Genomic DNA, 19,031 nt, shown 5'->3' with positions numbered 1-19,031 from the left:
CCTTCTTAAAACTAAAACCTTCCTAAAACATAGAAGCAATGGTTTCCAGCATATAAGCGAAGGAAGTAGCGCCCGGATCCTGATGCCCCACGCTTCGTTCTCCCAGATAACTGGCTCTGCCCTTCGTAGCGATCATATCTTTCGTCCCTTCCACGCCGTCCCATGCCGCTATTACACCGGCCTTCAAAACTGTGTGGATCTGGGCGTTTGCTGACGCTTCCTCCTCCATGGCGTCCATGGCCGGCAGCATCGAATCCAGCATCGTCTTCTCTCCCGCGCCGGCCCTGCCCCGCATCTGGACTGCTTCTACTCCCGTGCGCATGGCTTCCAGGAAATCAGACAGATCCATGTCCTCCTTTCCCGCCATCGCCACGCCTGCTTTCATAAACGCGGAACCATATAAGGGGCCTGAGGCGCCTCCCACTGTGGAAACCAGAGTCATTCCCACTGTCTTTAATATGGTTCCGATATCTTTATCGGCCAAAGACGGCAGTTTCTTCTCCACTGCTTCGAATCCCCTGGCCATGTTTATCCCGTGATCACTGTCGCCAATGGCAGCATCCAGCCGGGTGAGATAATCTTTCTGTTCCGTCATCTTATGACTGATCTGCATAAGAACAGCAGTCAGTTTTTTACCATCAACCATGGGTCTTGCCTCCTATCTCCTTCCAGGCGGGCGTATCCGCCTTAGCATCCAAGAGCTCTTTCATCTGCTCATCTAACTTCAACAAGGATATGGAAAATCCCTGCATTTCTATGGACGTCATGTATTCCCCCACATAGGTGCGGTACACGCGGATACCCTTTTCCTTCAGGACGTCCGCCACATGGTTGTTTATAATATACAGTTCCATCAGAGGAGTCGCTCCCGCGCCGTTAATCATCACTGCCACCTCAGAACCGGCATAGTCGATATCGGCCAGAATCTGGTCCAGCAGCAGATCCGCGGTCTCATCCGCGGTCTTTCTCTCTTCTCTGTGGGTACCGGGCTCTCCGTGGATTCCGATCCCGACTTCCATCTCATTCTCCCCGAGTGTAAATCCCGGGTTACCGGCAGCCGGTACCGTACAGGGCGCGATCGCCGCCCCCATAGTCCGGACATTGTCTATCACTTTTAAGGCCACCGCTTTTACCTCAGGCAGAGCAGCACCCTGTTCCGCCAAAGCTCCTGCGATCTTATGTACAAATACGGTGCCGGCCACGCCCCGGCGGCCCACCGTATACAAGCTGTCCTTTACCGCCACGTCATCATTGGTGATTACATGATCCACCCGGATTCCTTCCATTTGGGCCATCTCCTCGCCCATCTCGAAGTTCATAACATCTCCGGTATAATTTTTGACGATCAGCAGGACGCCGGCCTCTGTAGCCACTTCCTTTACCGCCTCATAGATCTGGTCCGGCGTCGGCGATGTGAACACCGCTCCCGCCACCGCAGCATCCAGCATGCCCTCTCCCACAAAACCTCCGTGGGCCGGTTCGTGGCCGCTGCCGCCACCGCTGACCAGTGCGACTTTTCTCTCTTTTTTTGCCGCGCGGACCACCACATTGCCGCAGTCCAGTTTTTTCAGATATTGCGGATAAGCCTTCACCATCCCCTGAATCATCTGCTCTTCCACAAGATCTACGTCATTGATGAATTTCTTCATGATTTTGATCCCTCCATGATACATCTTACGTTATGTTTTTCCCCACCATAAAAAAGAAAAGGCCCATATACGAAGCAGTCTCACTTATTTCGTCAGGGCCCCTCATACGGCACAAAGCCGTGCTAAAGTTATTTTACTATAATCATTTTATGAATTCAACCAACTATTTTTGAACGAATCGTGAACACTTATTCTTCCGTGTCAACGATCCGGTTTCCCATATATTGGAATCCCCCGTCTGTTATGCGAACCGTCGTCTCATGGGTAAATGCTTTGTCCGTCTCTTTTTGCGGCCACACGGCGTCAACTGTCAGCGTTAGCGTACCATCCGTATTTTCCACAGCGCGTGTCACTTCCGGAAACGGAACAATTCCCGGGATACGTTCCATTTGATCCGGTTTCTTCCATATATAATGTCCCTCTTCATGGGGAACCAGTTTTTTTATCTGCTCCTGTGACACAGGCAAATAGTTCTGAATCAGGTTTTCCACATCCTGATCCGATAGCCGGTTCCATAGTAAGGAATCCGGGCGGTAACCGTATTCCATTTCATATAAAACAGGAAACAGGTCTGCAAATTGAATCTGATCCAAATTCTGCCGATCCCAGTCTATGAGGAACAGATTCCTGCAGTGGTACCCCACCGGTGCTATCATTTCCCGGCAATAAGCCCGAAGCTCATCAGACAACGGAAGGATACGGATAGCATCACAGCCATCCGGCCCGTCATAACCATCCGGCTGATCTTTTTGGAACAGCAGATACCCTTTTTCCGTATATGCAAAACTTTTTGCTGTGTACTTTTCGATGGCGGATACCCACTGTCCCCCGGTCTCTTTCCAGGCTGTGGCGGTTCTGGTTACCGTTAACTGATTCATCTTTGATTCCAGATCCAGACGGACCAGCGTTTTATCTTCATTTATCCGATATAGCGTAGTCTGCGCTTTTTCCCCTTTTATGAGCTTCCCGCAAAAAGCTCCGGCCGCCTCCGGATTCTCCAGATTACAACGGTTTTCCTGATCTGTAACCGCATACTTTTGACTGGCCAAATACCGGACAGCCTCTTGAAGAGTTAGATCTGAATTTTCACTAATTTTATCAGTCAGTTCTCCGGCCACACGCAGAGTCTCTACCGCCAACTGATATCGCTGCTGAGAAGACAGGTGGATGCCGCTGTAACTGATCTGGTCCAGCAGCTCTTTTTGCTCCAGGTTTAACGTATTTTCTGATAAAACAGTTTGATTCCCTGTTCTCTCAGCAACGGGTTCTGTCTGACTACATCCGGCAAAGAAAGTTGACGCGATCAGTAACAGCGGTATGTATAGCCATTGAATATTCTTTTTGCCAGGTTTCCGCATATAATCAGCTCCTATCGTAACGTTCTCTTATCCTATGGCTAATATAATCTTAATTTTGTATTTCATTTATTTAAATATTACATTAGTAAGTTTTCATAGTCAAGCATTTCTTCAGTGGGGTGCGATCAGATAAGAGCAGGAAACAGACGCAAAGGGCGCAAAGCATCCATCCTGGTACACCGTCTTGGATTATCGATTCTCCAACAGAATCTCCCCAAAGCCCTGTACCAAGGACTGGCGCTTTGCGCCTCCCAGTCATCTATCCGGTCAGATCGGCAAAGCCTGCTGCATCAGCACCTGTTCCGCCTCCTCGCACCAAAGCATATCGTTTGCCTTCACGATCTCATCTAACTGCCGGAACATGGGGTCTGACTTACCTAACGCTTCAAAATCCGTCAGAGCGGTCAGCGGCAGACGGATCTGATTATAGATCAGTTTCTTCCCGCCGGGTATGGAGGGCAGATTCAGGGTCGTATCAACCACAGCGTCAAGACCTCCGATATGGGTGATCATAACCTCCGGATGCAGCTGGCCTGCGCTCATCATTTCCACACAGTGTTTCATGGAGTGCAGCGTCCCGCCGGTAACCCCTATGGTATGGGTACCCGCGTAATGGACATTATAGAGGTTAATCTTCGCTCTCAGATTCTGATCCGTAGGGCCCGCAAAGAACATGTGGCAGCCGTCATTGGCCAGTATCTGATCCGCCAGTTCCGCAACCGAAGCAACCGGCGTCATGTTAAAGACATCCTGATATCCCTCCGGTGATAACCTCATCAACTCCGCATATACGTCCGAGCGGGCGGAATTCAGGAATTCCAGCCGTACCCCCTGTTTATCCGCCTTCTCTTTCGTAAATATACGCTTTGCCCTGGCGAGCCGCTCTTCGTTGACATCCGTCACGACTACAAGACGCGGATGGTTATCACAGTGCAGCGCATAATCGATGCAGCCAAGCCCCATAGGACCGCAGCCTCCCAATATCGCCATAGCCCCGCCCGGACTGATCCCCATCCGGTGCTCCCTTGTCTCCGGGTCCACATGATAGCAGCCGTCGAAGCCCGCTCCGATACAGCCCATGGGTTCCGCCATACAGCCCCGGAACCAGGAAGAGCCTTCGTATTTTATGATACAGTCCCGCTCCATCACAATATTCGGAATCACGATATGGGTGGCATCGCCGCCCACATAGGGGAACGAAAACCCAGGGGCAGCCAGAGATCCTTTTACATTCAGTGAAGTTTGCATGACAAACCGCTGGCCGATCTGGTATTTATCCTTCCATTTTTCTCCGATACCGGTGATCACACCACAGAATTCGTGGCCGATCAGAATCGGGTTCCGGTCGATATCCTCCGGCACCCTTTTATTTTCTTTTCCCATGATCGCCACTTTATAGGTGGACATACAGATGCTGTCCGTATAAATCGTGGCTGTCATCTCATCCTCCCCCATCGGGGGCAGTTCAAATTCCTCCAGCCGTAAATCTTTCACTCCATAAATCCTTACGCCTTTTGTCCGCATGCCATTTCCTCCTTATCAACTCATCCCGCTCCGGTCATCCCCTATGGTTCAAACGGCATCTTCGCATGCCGTCTTACATATACCTCATCAATAACCGAATTATTTCGGTGAGCCAGAATAAATACGATAATCTCCGCGATCTCTTCCGGCTTACAGTAGGCGTCACCATTCAAATCAGGCCGGGTGATACGGATCATGCCGGTATCCACTCCCGTGGGAGCAATCGTATGTACCCGGATCCCCGTCTCATACAGCTCCATCGTCAGAATCTCCATCAACGCCCGCTGCGCATGTTTGGAAGCGGAATAACATGCCTGCCCCACATAGGGATACATCCCCGAGGAAGAACAGATCGTAATGATATCGCCCGCCCCGGAATCCTTCAGCATAGGTACGGCCGCCTGGGCCATGGCTAACGGAGCGTACGCGTTAATTTCAAAATGTTTCATCAGTTCCGCCTTCGTCACATCCAGAATCGGCTTTCTCGATGCGATACCCGCGTTATTGATCAAAATATCCAGCCGTCCAAACCGTCGGGCGCAATATGCGATAATATCAGCGGGGGCCCCTTCCTGCAGCAGATCCGCCGCAAAATAAGCACAGTTTTCTCCCAGCTCCTCCGCAATATCAGCTAATACATCCTCTTCCAATCCGGTAAGCAAAAGCCTGGCGCCCTCCCCGATCAGCATTCTGGCAATAGGAATCCCGATTCCGCCTGTAGCGCCGGTTAATAAGATGACTTTGTTCTCCAGTTGTTTCATCCTGTTACCTCCCATCACGGAGTCCCGCATCCTGCTGCGTCCTCCGATGAATTCTACTTTAAATATATCACAGGAAAACCATTTCGGAGCAGGGAAATCTCCCGATAAATTGGACGCGGATTTGGGAATTCTCCCACTTGGCACAGCATGCCCGGAAGACAGCGGCCATTTCTTGCAAAATCCGCTCCCATACTATATCATAGAAAAAAGAAATATAAATTACAGGAGGTTCACATGATTCCCGATAATATCGATCTGATTACCAGGGTTTTGACGGAATACTATGAACTGGGGTATACCCAGTCTGAGATCAGTTATAAAGAACATATATCGAAGTCCTCGGTCAGCCGGATTATCCAGAAGGCGAAAGAGGACCATTATGTGACTTTTCAGTTAAATCTGCCTTGTGAATCGCTGTATGAACTGGAAGAAGAATTTAAGGAGTGTTTTTCCCTTCCAAGCGTCCATATTATCCCCAGTCCGGTGGATGACTTAAACCTGCGGTTTCAAAACACAACGAAAGCATTGTGCAGCTATCTGAACGAACTGCTGGCCGACGACGATATCATTGGCGTTTCCTGGGGGAGTACGATGGAACAGCTGTCCAGGAATCTCGTTCCCTGTAAGCCTCCCAGGCATAATCTTAAGGTGGTACAGCTGTGCGGCTCACTGGCGAAGAATTTCCAGTCCTCCAAATCTTATACCATCGTCGAAAACTTTGCCAGCAATTATCTGTGCACCTCTTATATGCTGCCGGCCCCCGCTATCGTGGATACGGTTTCTATCGCCCAGGCTCTTTGTTCTGATTCTCAGATCCGGGAAGTGCTGGACGCCTCCGTGAAGGCGCGGATCGCCGTGTTCGGAATCGGCGCTCTCTCTATGCGTTCTGTCATCCTGGAGAGCGGAACCCTTTCTCCCGCCCAGTATGAATACCTCTCCCAACACAGTGCCGTATGCGATGTCCTGTTCCATTTTCTGGACATAGAGGGGAATATCGTGAGCCGGGAACTGGATCAGCGCACCATCGGAATCCGTCTGGATGATCTGCGCAAAAAGGAACACCGGATCGCGGTCGCAGTCGGAGAATGGAAGGCGAAGGCTATCATATCCGCCCTGCATGCGGGTATCATCAACATACTGTTTATTGATGAGCTTACCGCGAGAAAAACACTGGATGAGTATCACCGGTGCTTTTCTTAATTCCGGGCTCTTATGTCTCAATCGTAAATCCGCTTTTCCCTCTATTTTTCGTGGTGTAGAGTGCTTTGTCGGCCTTTCTATACAAAGATTCAAAATCATTTCCATCACCGGGCTCTGCCATCACCGCACCGATGCTGGCCGATATTGCACATGCTCCGGCATCTATTGTAATATTCCGGTGCAGGGAATCCGTCAGGTCCCTTAGTTTCTTCTCTAGGACCTCCTTATTGGGTATCTTCAAAAACACGACAAACTCGTCTCCGCCAATCCTCCCCTTTACATCGCCGTCTCTAAACTGCTCTCTAAGCGTTTGGGCAAACTCGACCAAAACCTTATCGCCAGCCGCATGCCCGAAACGGTCGTTGACACTCTTGAAATTATCAATATCCAAAATAATATAAGCGAACAAGGATTCCGGGGCCTTTTGCAGTAAAGACCGCACATGCTGCTGCGTCGCAGCTTTATTAAGCAGACCGGTCAGTGAGTCTTTCTGCATCTCTTCTAACATAAAAATCTCTCTGCGCTTCTCGTCATCAATATTTTGCCTGTATATAAGCATCCGCACCGAGTTGTCTTCCTCCCAATAAAAGATATGGGCTGTGATGCGGATCCAGTAATAGGTTCCTCCGCCATTTGTAAGCATAAAATCATTCCGGAGGTTTTCGATGCCTTCCTCATATGCCTTCAATATTTTATCCGGAGAATAAGTATCTAGATAGCTCTGCCGGAACTCTTCTTTGATCTGCTTTTGGGCAACCATTTGTAATGCCTTGTCAAAAGGTGTTCCCTTCGGAGCTCCCAGGCTCTCAAAATATTGCTCCGTTGCTTCACTGGCCGCCCGGTTATGAGTCACATCTATCTCATATATATTTTCGTAAAACTGTTCCGCCGCCGTCTGGAAAATCGTTTTGTATTCCTTTTCTTTTTCCACCGTCAGCTGAATAATTTGCTTATTATATTTTCGAATAATGTTTGTAATGGTAAAGAGCACAAAACCGATAACTGCCAGTACCACAAAGACCGAACTGGCGAACTGACGGTTTAACTGCCGGTCCAGCTCCGATGTATTGTGGTCAATCACCAGGAACCAGTTCAGGCTTTCAATATACTGAGTAACCAGATATCCTCCGCCTCCCGGGGCATCATACCAAAAATCCTGTACATCTTCTCTGTTTGAGAGTATTGGATCCTTAAGCCGTGCAAAGTCACATTCTTCGAACAAATTTTCCGCCCGGTATCCGGTTTTGTCGTCTGCGATCTCGATGATTCCGTTTGGATCCACCAGATAAGCCCGCACATCAAACTTTTCTCCATAATCTCGCAGCAGCTCCTGCAGGGAATCCACCCGGAATCCAACTCCCACGACTCCTATAATTCCCATATCCGGATCCTCGATCTTACAGTTGATAAAAACGGTGACTTCATCATCCGCCGCCTCATCATTGTCGATGTTGAGAGAATACTCCTCTTCTGAATTCAGAAATTGATAGTACCATATATTTTCATCATTGTCCGGATTCAGTATACGATCCAGACCGTTAAAAATACGGAATCGTAGCCGTATTTATTCCGATAGGTCTCCAGATAATTACGCATGGTCTGAATAAACGCCTCGTCCTCCAGATGTTCTTCCTCCTCGGCCAGGAACTCCTTGAGCAGACTATCATTAGCCATTGTCAGAGAAATATTTACCGGCTTTGTAAAGATCGTGTCGATTTGATGCGTAATTCCCTCCGCGGTCAGCGTGGAAACCTTCTCTACATCCTTTTCAAACGCTCCGCGGTTGGAATGATAGCTGATAAAAGCGGTAATCACAAATCCCACTAAGATAATGAAACAGACTAAAAGGTTGGTTCTCATTAAAACATTCTTTTTCATAATGGATGCGGTCCTCCCTGTTCTCCCGTCACTCCCTCTTGACCACAGCCCTGTGAATCTGTTCGACACTCACAGGTTTGAGCAGATAACCATTGACCTGAATGGCAGAGGCCTGCTCTAAGTAATTTTTTGTTTCCGTCACGACATAACAACTCACGTCCGGATATTTCGCCCGGATCATCTGGATCAGAGTCAGTCCATCTAGCGGAAACGGTTTCATTCTAACCTCGGTAAACAGCACGTCGATCGGATTCGTAAGTCCATACTTTACCACATACATCGGATCTGAAAAATGCAGTATCTGTGCATCGGTACTTAAGTCCTTCAGTATCCGACTCAATCTCCCGGCACTGCTTTCATCCCTGTCCGCTATGATAATATTCAATCTGGTTTCCTCCTGCTATTCCATTGTGTTTTTTCTACTGTTATAAAAAAGGCACAACACCAAGACTACACCAGCAGGAGGCCCATTCCGGGTTTTACATCAGCTTGTTGTCCAGATAGCCGATTACAAATTCAGCCCAGCTGTAATTCATCATATATTCTCCAGTATATTCATTTACTGCCTTCACATCCCATTTTAAAAACCGGTAATAATCACAATTTTCAATCCGTTCCACATCCACCGCCGTGTAATTATAAGTTCTGATGATACAATCCTCCGCCCCCACTTCCTTTAAGCTTTTCATCATAGCGGACATGATCGTTTGTACCTGTTTTTGCAGCGTCAGGCTATAGGGCTGGTCTTCGAACAGCAGCGCTGCAATCTCTCTGGTACCGCAGCCCGTGCCTCTTTTGTGAATCAGATAGGCAAAGAGCTCCTTCGCCTTGCTGCGTGCAAAACGCAGCGGCCTGCCGTTATAAAACACCTCAAAATTTCCAAACGTCTGGATACGCAGCCCCGTGTCCCGCTCCTGCGCCACCGGATGCCTGAGATTCTCAAGTTCCTCCTTTACCGCCTGCCAGGTAACCGGCTTAAGCAGATATCCGCTGACATGCATGGAAAAAGCCTGGCCCATATACTCGGAATAGCCGGTGGCAAAAACGATATTTACCGAAGGATTTATCTCTTTAAGCCGCTTCGCAAGCTCAATCCCGTTCATACTGCGCATCTCAATATCCAGAAAAGCCACATCGCAGGGATGCTCCACGACAAATTCCAGCAGCTCCCCTGTCTTTTGAAAATCATAAAGCGACGCATCCGGGCAGGCTTTATGAACCGCTTCTTTTAACACTTCCAGCGCCAAGCGCTCATCATCCGCCAGCAAAATTTCCATAATCATCCCCCCTCCTGGCGTTTTCATCATCATACTTATTCATTATCTGCAACAGCTTCTAAAAAGCTAGTATTTCTTTCTCATTCCTTATACTTTAAATACAAACAACGGGACTGTCAAGCTGTCCGAGACGTAAAGCTCCACTTTTTCCGATTAGTCTTAAAAGCAGTCGTTCAATTTGCCGCATCCTGTATCTTTCAAATAGGAAGAGCCGGTAACCACGCTTTTGTTCTGCGTGTTACCGGCTCTAGCGTCTATTTATCTTGTTTTTGTTGGTGCGTTTTAATACTCTTTCCTTTTAAAGACAGTGACTGTTACAGGATAGGAGAAAGCAAAGGCCGATAAAGCGCAGGCCAGCATAAGTAAAGTCCCCAGAATTATCTGCCAATTCGACATCCCTGCGCCAAACATAAGATTGATCATGGTGATAATCCCCATGACAATCCCAACCGCACATAGCAGGCTGATCACTAAAAAGGCGCCGTTTCTCTCCTCTGCGCCTAAGTAAAACAGCGGGAAGAAGATCGCCGCTGTAAATAGGCTTATGCCGATCCCCACAGCGAACATCATAAGGGCATCTATGCTCCGGTCAAACGGACATCCATGCAAAAGCCAGGATAACCCCATACCAATCCCTGCAAAAACCACCCCTACAAGCAGCCATATAAGCTCGTTGATAAAATAGCTCTTTACAATATCCGCTCTCTTTACAGGCGAGGTGAGTTTATATTTCCCCCATTTTGAAATATAATCTTTCCCCATACCGGCGACGGCGTTTATGGAAAATCCGGTTATCCCCAACAGCATATAAAAAAGCAAAAGCTGCTGACTGACAACGAGAGTGACAAAAGCGCCCAATAAGAGCATGAAAATTGCAAATATTTTTGCACTGGACCACACCGCATAAAAATTATTTTTAAGAAGTCCTTTCATACTCGTTCCCCCTTTACCAGCAACAGCATGATTTCGTCCACTGAAACATGGTCTACGACAAAGCCCCGGTATTTACGCTGCGCTTCTTTCCCATCGGACACCAACACATCCATTTGAAAATCCCGTTTTCGGTAGGCAAGTATGTCGCCAGGATCTAATTCGAGAAATTGACTTTCTTTACAGCGCATAACCGCAAAATTATATACCAGATCATTTCTGGAAGCGGTCATAATAAGCCTCCCATCATGGATAAAGGTGATGTAATCAGCGATTTTTTCTAAATCCGTTGTAATATGGGAAGACAAAAGAATAGAGTGATCTTCCTCCTGCACAAAGTCGAGAAATACGTCAAGCATATCATCACGCATAATGGGGTCTAACCCGCTTGTGGCCTCGTCCAAAACCAAGAGCTGCGGATGATGTGACAAGGCTGCGGCAACGGCCAATTTCATAGTCATGCCTCTGGAATAATTTTTGATCCTCTGCCCGGGCAGCAGCCGGAAATCCTCCAAATATTTATGGAACAATGCGTTGTCCCATCTTGTGTATAGCCCCCCCATAACGCGGGATAACTGTTCTGCAGTCCAGTACGACGGAAAGTTATCGCCATCATATACCACGCCTATTTTCTCCCGCAGATCCGTGTCGGCATCCGACATTTCTTTTCCGAACAGCTTAACCGTTCCGCTGTCTTTGGAAATGGTATTCAAAATACAGCCTATCGTTGTCGTCTTCCCGGCTCCGTTTTCTCCGACAAAACCCATAATTGAGCCATACGGGATCGAAAAAGACACCTGATCCAGGGCAAAGTTCGTTTTGGGAAAGGCTTTGCAAACCTGTTCCAGCTCTAAAATATTTTCCATACTATTCGTCCTCCAGGTAAAACAGGGTCAACAGCTCTGTCAGCTTAGCCAGCGGAATGTTGCTGACCCTGCCGATCTCAGCGGCAATCTGCAGATGTTCCTCTGCCAGACGTTGCTGTTCCTCCTGATAAAATTCTTTATTCTGTGCTGATACAAAGCTTCCTCTGCCAACAGTCGTTTCGATGAACCCATCCCTTTGCAAATCCTCATAAGCCTTTTGAACCGTAATAACGCTTACATGGATCGATTTCGCCAATGCACGCATGGAAGGAATTGCATCCCCGGCTTGTAACTCACCGCTCATTATCATCGCCTTTATTTGCGAGGTGATTTGTTCATAAATCGGCTTGTTGGCATTGTTGCTGATAATTATTTCCATTGTTTACCCCTCTGCGCTTCGAAGTGTACTTATTGTACAAGTACATTATATCTTTTCTAGCTACAGCTGTCAATCACAAAATACGCTCAATGGAAACGACCCGGCCGGACAAACCGCATCTATAAAAAAAGTAGCGCTCGAAAAAGCCTCGCTGTATACCGCCCATATTTACTAAAGTGTTATAAATTTTTTTAGAAACAAGTAACCGTTTTTAACTATGCCGCTCTGAATTTGACTTTTATGAGACGCAGCTTTAAAATGGAAATAAATACGCCTTCGACGGATAAGGCGTCCTCGACAAATACAAAGTTTGCGGGAGGAATGGAGATTAAAATGGATAAAAAAGATGCAGTCAAAAAGTATATGATGCTATATATGGGTTTGGGAATGTGCTTTGGTGTATCAATTGGTTTGGTATTTGGAAGGATTCTGTATCCGGATAATATGTCTATGGGAATATGTTTTGGATTACCTATAGGAATGTATATTGATATGACAATCGGTACAGCGAAGGATAAAAGGCTATCTGAAAACATCATGAAAATATGCAGAATTGAAGCGATAAGCGGCTCATCAGATACAATGATTTACTCCTTAGATAAAAATGGGACAGAAAAAGAATATAGGGTCACAGAGAAAAAAATGAAAGCGGAAAAATTTGTAGTGAATGACCGGGTTGCCGAAGAAACGGACGGTTCTTTAGTATCCTTAGAAAGTAAATAAAACCATACAAATACCGGCAGCTCATCTGACCCTATATTGATAGTCCGGCATCTCAGCCGGCATCAGCACCCGATTTCCCAGGAACCGGATACACCCGTCATCCGTAAACCGCACACGCAGCTCATGGGTAAACAACCGGTCCGTCCCCAGAATCTGACAAACCGCGTCCACGGTTAAACTTACAGTGCCATCCGGATTTTCCGAAATTCCATTAATCTCCGGCTTCGACGTATCAAAAGCCTTCGGTGTATAATTACCACAGGACAGCGCCGCCCACCCATAGCAATTATCCTGTTCCTCAAAAACCGCAAACTCTTTCAACTGTTCCCGGCTCACCGGCAGAAACTCCGTCAAAACCCCCTCAAACACCGGCGCCGGAATTCCCCGCGTATCTTCCGAAAACTCATAAGCATGATTATATTTTAATGGATACATATATTCAAACAAACCATTAAAATCCAGCCCATCCAAATGCTCCCCGTCCCAATCCGACGAAAACAGATTATGCCCCTGATAACCAACCGGTTCCAAAAACTCTCGCATAATCTCCCGCGCGCGTTCCTCCACAGGCTTCACCCGGATCATTTCAAATCCGTTCACTACCTCCGACACCACCGGAGGTTCCGGCACGCGCAATTCATAAATAAACCACCCTTTCTCCGTATAACTCCAATCCTTGACTTCCATACGGACCGTCTCATTCACCACAGGAACAAAACCGTCCCACACCGCGCAGGTATACAAAAGCTCCATCCTCTCCCCATCAAAACGGAACCATTTCTGTCCAATCCCGCCATCTCCATGCACTTCAAAAACCGCCGTCTCGCCCCTCTGTCCTTTCCCGGCCCCATCCAAAAACTCTTCCATTCCTCCACCATTCCCAATCCCGTCCCCGGAATCAGCCACCACAGCCGCTTTCCCCGTCTCCCCAATCCTTTCTGCCATCAACTCCCGATCCGACCGCGAAATCACGATATTAGCAGCCGTCCCTTTATCCGCCCGCTCATAAATATCCCGAACCGCATCCATCACAAAAACGCACTCTGAAGCCGCCTGCTCCTTCTCCCCATCACTAACCGGCAGCCGACAAACTCCCTCATCCTCCTCCGTTCCCGTCAACGGATAAAAACCCGTTTCCTCCCCCCGTCCCGGCGTTTGAGTAACCCCTTCAATCCCAGCCCCGTCTTCTCCCACCTTATCCTCCATACGCCCGCCGCAACCAACACTACCGCCCAAACCTATCACAATCCCCACTATCATCATCCCCATTAAAACCACTCTCTTTTTCATACTTTCCTCCATTTGCCGCTCCGCATACTCATTTCATATATCTTACACTTGTAAGTTTATTAGGTCAGGCCCAAACCTCCCCATTCTCCCTAAAATTGCCGGCCAGCCCAAACAAAGGGTGTCCCAAAAGTATGTATGGCGGGAGGCAGGGGTGTGCTCTGGCCGGGTGGGCCGGGCCGATTTTGGACGGCTGCCCGGACGAAGGCGGGGAATCCCCCTGTTTCGGTACATAAGGCGCCCGTGAGAAATCTTAATGAAATCTGCCCCGGTTGTTATGGGCGAAAGTCTGTTTTCCAAACAGACTTTCGGTGGCTTCTGAGCTGCGAATGTATCAACATTCGGAGCGAATAAGCCACGCACCCATAACAACCGGGGCAGATTTCATTTAGATTTCTCCGGGAACAAGCCTTAAGTACCGAAACAGGGGGATTCCCCGCCTCCGACCGGGCAGCCGTCCAAAACCGGTCCGGCCCACCCGGCCAGAGCACACCCCTGCCTCCCGCCATACATACTTTTGGGACACCCGGTCCTTAGATGACCCGGCCCTTAGATGACCCACCCCTTAGGCCTCAGCCCTTCTGATACCTCCGTATCATGGAAATACACCTCTTGGTCTCCTCCAAGCTGTCCCTCTCCGGATGAATATCAGGAATCCATCCCTCATACTCCACGCACAGATAATGATCGATGGCGCTTTGATTAATCGCATCCATCATCTCCGGAATCGGGAAATGCGGTTCCTCCCCATTTTCATCCAGAGACAGCAGTTTGAAATGAATATACGGTGAATACGGCATACACTCCCGGAACAGATCCATTGACGCCGGCGTAGGTTTCCCTGCGCTAGGATCTTCACAATGCGGGCCTAGCGGCAGATCCGGGGTATCGAATCTCCATGCCTCCAGATCCGGACACACCGTATAGTATTTGCTGTTAAAATATTTCGCCATCTCCAGGCTGAGCTCCGGCGTTCTCTCCCGGGCGCATTCATGGGAAATGGGCATATTATATTTTTCCGCGAACGGCAGCAGCTGTTCAAAATAGTGGATCAATTCCTCTTTGTTCTGCTCGTAAGTCTTATCCCTTGTATTCAGAAGCATCGGGATGCAGATAAATTTCGATCCCATTTCCGCCGCGATGATGATATTTTTCTTATATACCTCCAGCACATGAGCCTCATCGCTTGCTTTGATCGCATTGCCGATCTCCGTGCAGAACCAGGTGGCTCCCAGTTCCAGATGCTTGGATTCCGCGAATCTGCGGAGTTCTCTTAATTTTACCAAATCCGGCTGCGGATGGCAGGGAATATATTCTTCGCAGATATCGATCCCCTCCGCTCCCATATCCGCGACCATGCAGATGATGTCTTCAATAGTAGCTCCCTGTGTAAAGGAAAGCTGCTGCAGGCTCCAGGAACTTACTCCGATTGTGCTTTTCATTTTGCATCCTCCTCACATACTTCCAGGCAGCCGTCCACGAATTCCACACGGAACGGCCACTGGCATTTTAGATCCAGAACCTGAGTGTCTTCCAGCATACTCATGGTAAAGGTACATTTGACATGGTGCTTCCCGCCGCTTACTTCTTTTCCGGCATCAAAATACACCTGGGCCTCTTCACTGAGATTCCAAAACACTTCACTGATGGTGTACATTTTGGATGCGGCAAACCATTGTCCTCTGAGGACAAAATAGATATTTTTCTCATCCACGGCTTCGCCGTCCAGTTCGATTTCCAGTTTTTTGATCCAGCCGATGGGATGGACCGCGTGCAAAAATTGATTCTTGATCCCGATGCGGTAATAGGTTTCCTTTGTCTGTGCATCCGTACATTTTACCATTTTCTCAGACAGCATGCCGTCCTTGAATGTGTATGATGTTCCAGCGGGCATATTTACATCTCCTCTTTATTTTATAATTTTCTAGCCGTTTCCTATATTTCCGATATTTCTTGTAAATCTTTCAATCGCTTCCGAGCTTTTTGATAACCATAGCTTTCTGCCGTGTCTTTTCCAGGCAAACCCTTAAGCCCACCACATAGCGCCGGCCTGCTCCCGGATCAGGATGTTCTGCAGAAAAGATACCGCTTTCTCCACACCCTCCTGAATAGACATCAGCGCGTCCTCATGTTCAATGCTGATCACATCGTCGTATCCGATGGTCTTCAATGCGGATATGATATCTCTCCACACAGTTTCATCGTGTCCATAGCCGACGGTGCGGAATACCCAGGACCGGTGCTCGATATCCCCGTAATGCTTGGTATCCAGGATACCGAATTTGTCCACGTTTCTGGGATCGATCCGGCAGTCTTTGGCATGGACATAATGAATCGCGTCTTTCAGCTCATAGATAGCCGATATAGCATCCGTTCCCTGCCAGAACAGATGGCTGGGATCAAAGTTGGCGCCGATGGCAGGCCCCGCAGCTTCCCGAAGCCTAAGCATGGTTTCCGCGTTATAGACGCAGAAGCCCGGATGCATCTCGATGGCCACACGCACGCCCGCGTCTTCTGCCAGCTTTGCAGCTTTTTTCCAATAAGGGATCAGACATTCATTCCACTGATAATCCAGAATTTCTCCGTAGACGGGCGGCCAGGAACAGGTTACCCAGTTGGGCTTCCCCGCGCCCGGATCACTGCCGGGGCATCCGGAGAAGGTCACCACCGTATTTACCCCCAGAAGTTCTGCGGCTTTCAGCGTATCCAGATAATTCTCATGATCATGCCCGGCCACCTCCGGGTTCGGATGCACCGGATTCCCATGGCAGCTCAGAGCGGATATCGTCATCCCGTAGGACTCAACGAGCGCTTTTAAATCTTTCGCTTTTTGTGGATTTTCGATTAATTCTTTTACCTTACAGTGAGAATCGTCCGTAAAGCAGCCTGTTCCCAGTTCGATCGCCTGTATCCCCAGTGTTTTCAGATATTGTAACGTTTCCTCCAGGGACATTCCTGAAAAAGGAACGGTCAGTATGCCAAGTTTCATGTTCTCATCTCCTAACACTTTCTTTTCTACAGATTGACCCAGCAATCTTCTTTGTCACTTTTTAAGCAGGCCTCCACGATTCTCATCACGTACGCGGCGTCCTCAAAGGTGGCATATTCCTGTTTCGGCTCCGTAAAGGTGCCGTTTCTTACCGCCTGATAGAACAGCCTCATGCTGTTATACAGCGCATCCGACCAGCCCACCGGATGTCCTCCGGGAAGCGTCGCGTAAAAGTTCGCATCCCCGGACATTTCCCCGGATGCCGCGTAGCTTTTCGTTTCCCCATGCTCCCGGTCTCCGACGATCAGGTGATCCGGCTCCTCCTGTTCCCAGCGCACCGAGCACTTCGCACAGTCCACACTGATCTTCAGCGCATTTTTATATCCGCCGCTCACCTGGGATAACACCAGATTTCCGTATGTGCCATCCGCAAACCGGATAAGGATCATACCGGCATCCTCCGTATCCACCGGTACCGGCTCGTACGTTCCCTGCTCCTCCTTCTTCCCGAAAGTCCCCACTTCCCCGGCAGATTTTTGCCGGACAGGGTAGACGGTCAGAAGCTTGGCGTACACCGCTTTGATTTTCTGATCCAGAATCACCTGGGCGGTATCAAACCAGTGGGAACCAATGTCCGCTACCGTCCTGGAAGCGCCGCCTTTGGCGGAATCCAGACGCCAGTTATAGTCGTCCTCGTACATCAGCCAGTCCTGCAGATAGGCCCCGTGTACCAGCAGAGGCTTACCCGTCCTGCCTTCCCGGATCCTGGCCCGCATTTCCCGTACGATGGCGTTGCTGCGGTAATTAAAGTTAACTGCGTTTGGGACGTGGTGTTTTTCCAAAAGCCCGCACAGCTCCTGGGCTTCCTGTAAGGAGGCCGCCAGCGGTTTTTCAGAATAGATACCGATTCCGTGTTCGATCGCGTAGCTGTTCACCGCAAAATGTTCATGATTCGGTGTACAGTTATGTAAAATATCCGGTTTCAGCGTCTCACACATTTCCCGGTAATCGGAAAAAGCATTTGGAATACCAAGGTCCTCAGCGATCTTTGACAGGTCTTTTGCATAGGGATCTGAGATACCGATCACTTCCACTCCCGGAATTCTGTGTAACGCATCGGCATGTTTTTGTCCCATCATACCTGAGGCCACTATGCCAACCTTTAATTTATTCATTCTTATCCCCTTCTTCAGCGGTATTTTTGCCGGCCTCTTCCGCTTCTTTTAAAGACTTCTTCTGAACAAATTTCGCGTAAACGCCGTTGCTCATACGATCAATAACCAGAGCCAGCAGAATCAAAGCGCCTTTTGCCACAACCTGATAGTTGGAATTGATCCCCATCAGATTCATGCCGTTGGTAATCATACCTACGATGATACAGCCGAACACGGTGCCGACGATGTTCATATTACCGCCGCTCATTGCGGTACCGCCGATTACCACCGCTGCGATTACATCCATCTCCATATCTTTTCCGGCAGCGATCTGAGCGGAAGCGGAACGCGCCGTGGTCACCACCGCTGCGATGGAGGAACAGATTCCGGTCACAATATATACGCCCATACGAACCAGTTTAATATTGACGCCGCAGGCCCTGGTGGCAGACGCATTGCCGCCCATGGCGATTACATGACGGCCAAACGTGGAGTAGTTGGCTATTATATAGGAAATGATAATAACAACAACCATGATGATAACCGGGATCGGAACCGGCCCCAGATACCCCTGGCCGATATTGACGAAGGAAGCCGGCAGAGAGGAGATCGGAACCATACCGGTAATGATATAGACCATGCCACGGAACAGCGACTGGGTCGCCAGGGTTACGATAAAGGGCGGGATATCTAACGCGGAGATAATGCAGGCATTGGCAATACCAAATAAAGCTCCTGCCGCCAACGCGACCAGGATCGCCAGCCAGACCGGCCAGTTGGCTTCCATCATCAGTTTTGCCATAATCACGCCGTTTAGGCCAAGGATCGCGCCTACCGACAGGTCGATCTCGCCCAGGCCCAGGACAAAGGTAAAGCCCATGGCCAGAATCGTGCTGGCGCATACCTGGCGCAGTACGTTGAACAGATTATCCGTAGTGAAGAAGATCGGCTGTATCAGGCCGATTACACATGCCATCAAGATCATAATTAAAGCAGCTTTATTCCGAAGTAAAACCTTATTGATCACAAACTCTACTTTATTTGAATTTTTCATAG

The 19,031-nt window shown here is 48.7% G+C and carries 20 protein-coding genes; 2 read left to right on the top strand and 18 right to left on the bottom strand.

The annotated features are described in order from the left end of the window. Positions 1–22 precede the first annotated feature (22 nt). The 5 genes from dhaL to KTH89_RS04390 form a co-directional block, all read right to left on the bottom strand. Complete coding sequence (dhaL, locus tag KTH89_RS04410; RefSeq protein WP_158348532.1) at positions 23–646, bottom strand: dihydroxyacetone kinase subunit DhaL; 624 nt, start codon at positions 644–646, stop codon at positions 23–25. Continuing rightward, on the bottom strand, positions 639–1,649 hold the full coding sequence (gene dhaK / locus KTH89_RS04405) for a dihydroxyacetone kinase subunit DhaK (RefSeq protein ID WP_158348530.1): 1,011 nt from the start codon (positions 1,647–1,649) through the stop codon (positions 639–641). The genes dhaL and dhaK overlap by 8 nt, the downstream gene beginning before the upstream one ends. A gap of 188 nt (positions 1,650–1,837) precedes the next feature. Next, positions 1,838–3,007 (bottom strand): DUF6070 family protein, encoded by a 1,170-nt coding sequence (locus tag KTH89_RS04400; protein ID WP_238720757.1) that lies wholly within the window; start codon positions 3,005–3,007, stop codon positions 1,838–1,840. 267 nt (positions 3,008–3,274) lie between these two features. Further along, positions 3,275–4,531 (bottom strand): zinc-binding dehydrogenase, encoded by a 1,257-nt coding sequence (locus KTH89_RS04395; RefSeq protein ID WP_238720755.1) that lies wholly within the window; start codon positions 4,529–4,531, stop codon positions 3,275–3,277. 41 nt (positions 4,532–4,572) lie between these two features. Beyond that, positions 4,573–5,292 carry an SDR family oxidoreductase gene (locus tag KTH89_RS04390; protein WP_238720754.1) on the bottom strand — a complete coding sequence of 240 codons (720 nt, stop codon included), beginning with the start codon at positions 5,290–5,292 and terminating at the stop codon, positions 4,573–4,575. Positions 5,293–5,526: 234 nt separating this feature from the next. Here KTH89_RS04390 and KTH89_RS04385 point away from each other — a divergent pair, with 234 nt between their 5' ends. Beyond that, positions 5,527–6,492 (top strand): sugar-binding transcriptional regulator, encoded by a 966-nt coding sequence (locus KTH89_RS04385; protein ID WP_158348257.1) that lies wholly within the window; start codon positions 5,527–5,529, stop codon positions 6,490–6,492. Positions 6,493–6,502: 10 nt separating this feature from the next. Here the strand turns inward: KTH89_RS04385 and KTH89_RS04380 are convergent, their stop codons facing one another. The 7 genes from KTH89_RS04380 to KTH89_RS04350 all read right to left on the bottom strand — a co-directional run bounded on the left by KTH89_RS04380 (position 6,503) and on the right by KTH89_RS04350 (position 11,822). Further along, the gene (locus KTH89_RS04380; RefSeq protein ID WP_238720752.1) at positions 6,503–7,873 is read right to left on the bottom strand and encodes a diguanylate cyclase domain-containing protein; all 1,371 of its coding nucleotides are present in this window, start codon (positions 7,871–7,873) and stop codon (positions 6,503–6,505) included. Between the two features lie 137 nt (positions 7,874–8,010). Then, entirely contained in the window at positions 8,011–8,370 is a 360-nt protein-coding gene (locus tag KTH89_RS04375; RefSeq protein WP_238720751.1) for a hypothetical protein, read from the bottom strand. Between the two features lie 28 nt (positions 8,371–8,398). Beyond that, positions 8,399–8,755, bottom strand: a complete 357-nt coding sequence (locus KTH89_RS04370; protein WP_238720749.1) for a response regulator transcription factor — start codon at positions 8,753–8,755, stop codon at positions 8,399–8,401. A gap of 94 nt (positions 8,756–8,849) precedes the next feature. Then, positions 8,850–9,653, bottom strand: a complete 804-nt coding sequence (locus tag KTH89_RS04365) for a response regulator (RefSeq protein ID WP_238720747.1) — start codon at positions 9,651–9,653, stop codon at positions 8,850–8,852. A gap of 276 nt (positions 9,654–9,929) precedes the next feature. Further along, a complete protein-coding gene (locus KTH89_RS04360) occupies positions 9,930–10,580 on the bottom strand; it encodes an ABC-2 transporter permease (protein ID WP_238720746.1) in 651 nt (216 codons plus the stop codon). Then, on the bottom strand, positions 10,577–11,443 hold the full coding sequence (locus tag KTH89_RS04355) for an ABC transporter ATP-binding protein (RefSeq protein WP_238720744.1): 867 nt from the start codon (positions 11,441–11,443) through the stop codon (positions 10,577–10,579). The genes KTH89_RS04360 and KTH89_RS04355 overlap by 4 nt, the downstream gene beginning before the upstream one ends. 1 nt (position 11,444) lies before the next feature. Next, positions 11,445–11,822, bottom strand: a complete 378-nt coding sequence (locus KTH89_RS04350; protein ID WP_158348265.1) for a GntR family transcriptional regulator — start codon at positions 11,820–11,822, stop codon at positions 11,445–11,447. 333 nt (positions 11,823–12,155) lie between these two features. Between KTH89_RS04350 and KTH89_RS04345 the strand changes: the two genes are divergently transcribed. Continuing rightward, positions 12,156–12,545: a hypothetical protein gene (locus tag KTH89_RS04345; protein WP_238720743.1), complete on the top strand. Its 390-nt coding sequence runs from the start codon at positions 12,156–12,158 to the stop codon at positions 12,543–12,545. 21 nt (positions 12,546–12,566) lie between these two features. On the opposite strand, the gene KTH89_RS04340 is transcribed toward KTH89_RS04345, so the two are convergent. The 6 genes from KTH89_RS04340 to KTH89_RS04315 form a co-directional block, all read right to left on the bottom strand. Then, positions 12,567–13,835 carry a DUF6070 family protein gene (locus KTH89_RS04340; RefSeq protein WP_238720742.1) on the bottom strand — a complete coding sequence of 423 codons (1,269 nt, stop codon included), beginning with the start codon at positions 13,833–13,835 and terminating at the stop codon, positions 12,567–12,569. A 569-nt stretch (positions 13,836–14,404) separates the two neighbouring features. Then, complete coding sequence (locus tag KTH89_RS04335; protein ID WP_238720740.1) at positions 14,405–15,274, bottom strand: sugar phosphate isomerase/epimerase family protein; 870 nt, start codon at positions 15,272–15,274, stop codon at positions 14,405–14,407. Further along, a complete protein-coding gene (locus KTH89_RS04330) occupies positions 15,271–15,726 on the bottom strand; it encodes a C-glycoside deglycosidase beta subunit domain-containing protein (RefSeq protein ID WP_158348273.1) in 456 nt (151 codons plus the stop codon). The genes KTH89_RS04335 and KTH89_RS04330 overlap by 4 nt, the downstream gene beginning before the upstream one ends. 132 nt (positions 15,727–15,858) lie before the next feature. Beyond that, a complete protein-coding gene (locus tag KTH89_RS04325; protein WP_158348275.1) occupies positions 15,859–16,821 on the bottom strand; it encodes a sugar phosphate isomerase/epimerase family protein in 963 nt (320 codons plus the stop codon). A 26-nt stretch (positions 16,822–16,847) separates the two neighbouring features. After that, positions 16,848–17,996: a Gfo/Idh/MocA family protein gene (locus tag KTH89_RS04320; RefSeq protein WP_238720738.1), complete on the bottom strand. Its 1,149-nt coding sequence runs from the start codon at positions 17,994–17,996 to the stop codon at positions 16,848–16,850. Then, positions 17,989–19,029 (bottom strand): ABC transporter permease, encoded by a 1,041-nt coding sequence (locus tag KTH89_RS04315; RefSeq protein WP_158348278.1) that lies wholly within the window; start codon positions 19,027–19,029, stop codon positions 17,989–17,991. The genes KTH89_RS04320 and KTH89_RS04315 overlap by 8 nt, the downstream gene beginning before the upstream one ends. Positions 19,030–19,031: the final 2 nt, after the last annotated feature.

This window comes from Diplocloster agilis (assembly GCF_019042275.1).
GTDB lineage: Bacteria > Bacillota > Clostridia > Lachnospirales > Lachnospiraceae > Diplocloster > Diplocloster agilis.
The sequence above is the reverse complement of the archived record's forward strand: the minus strand, read 5'-3'. Positions and strand labels throughout refer to the sequence as shown.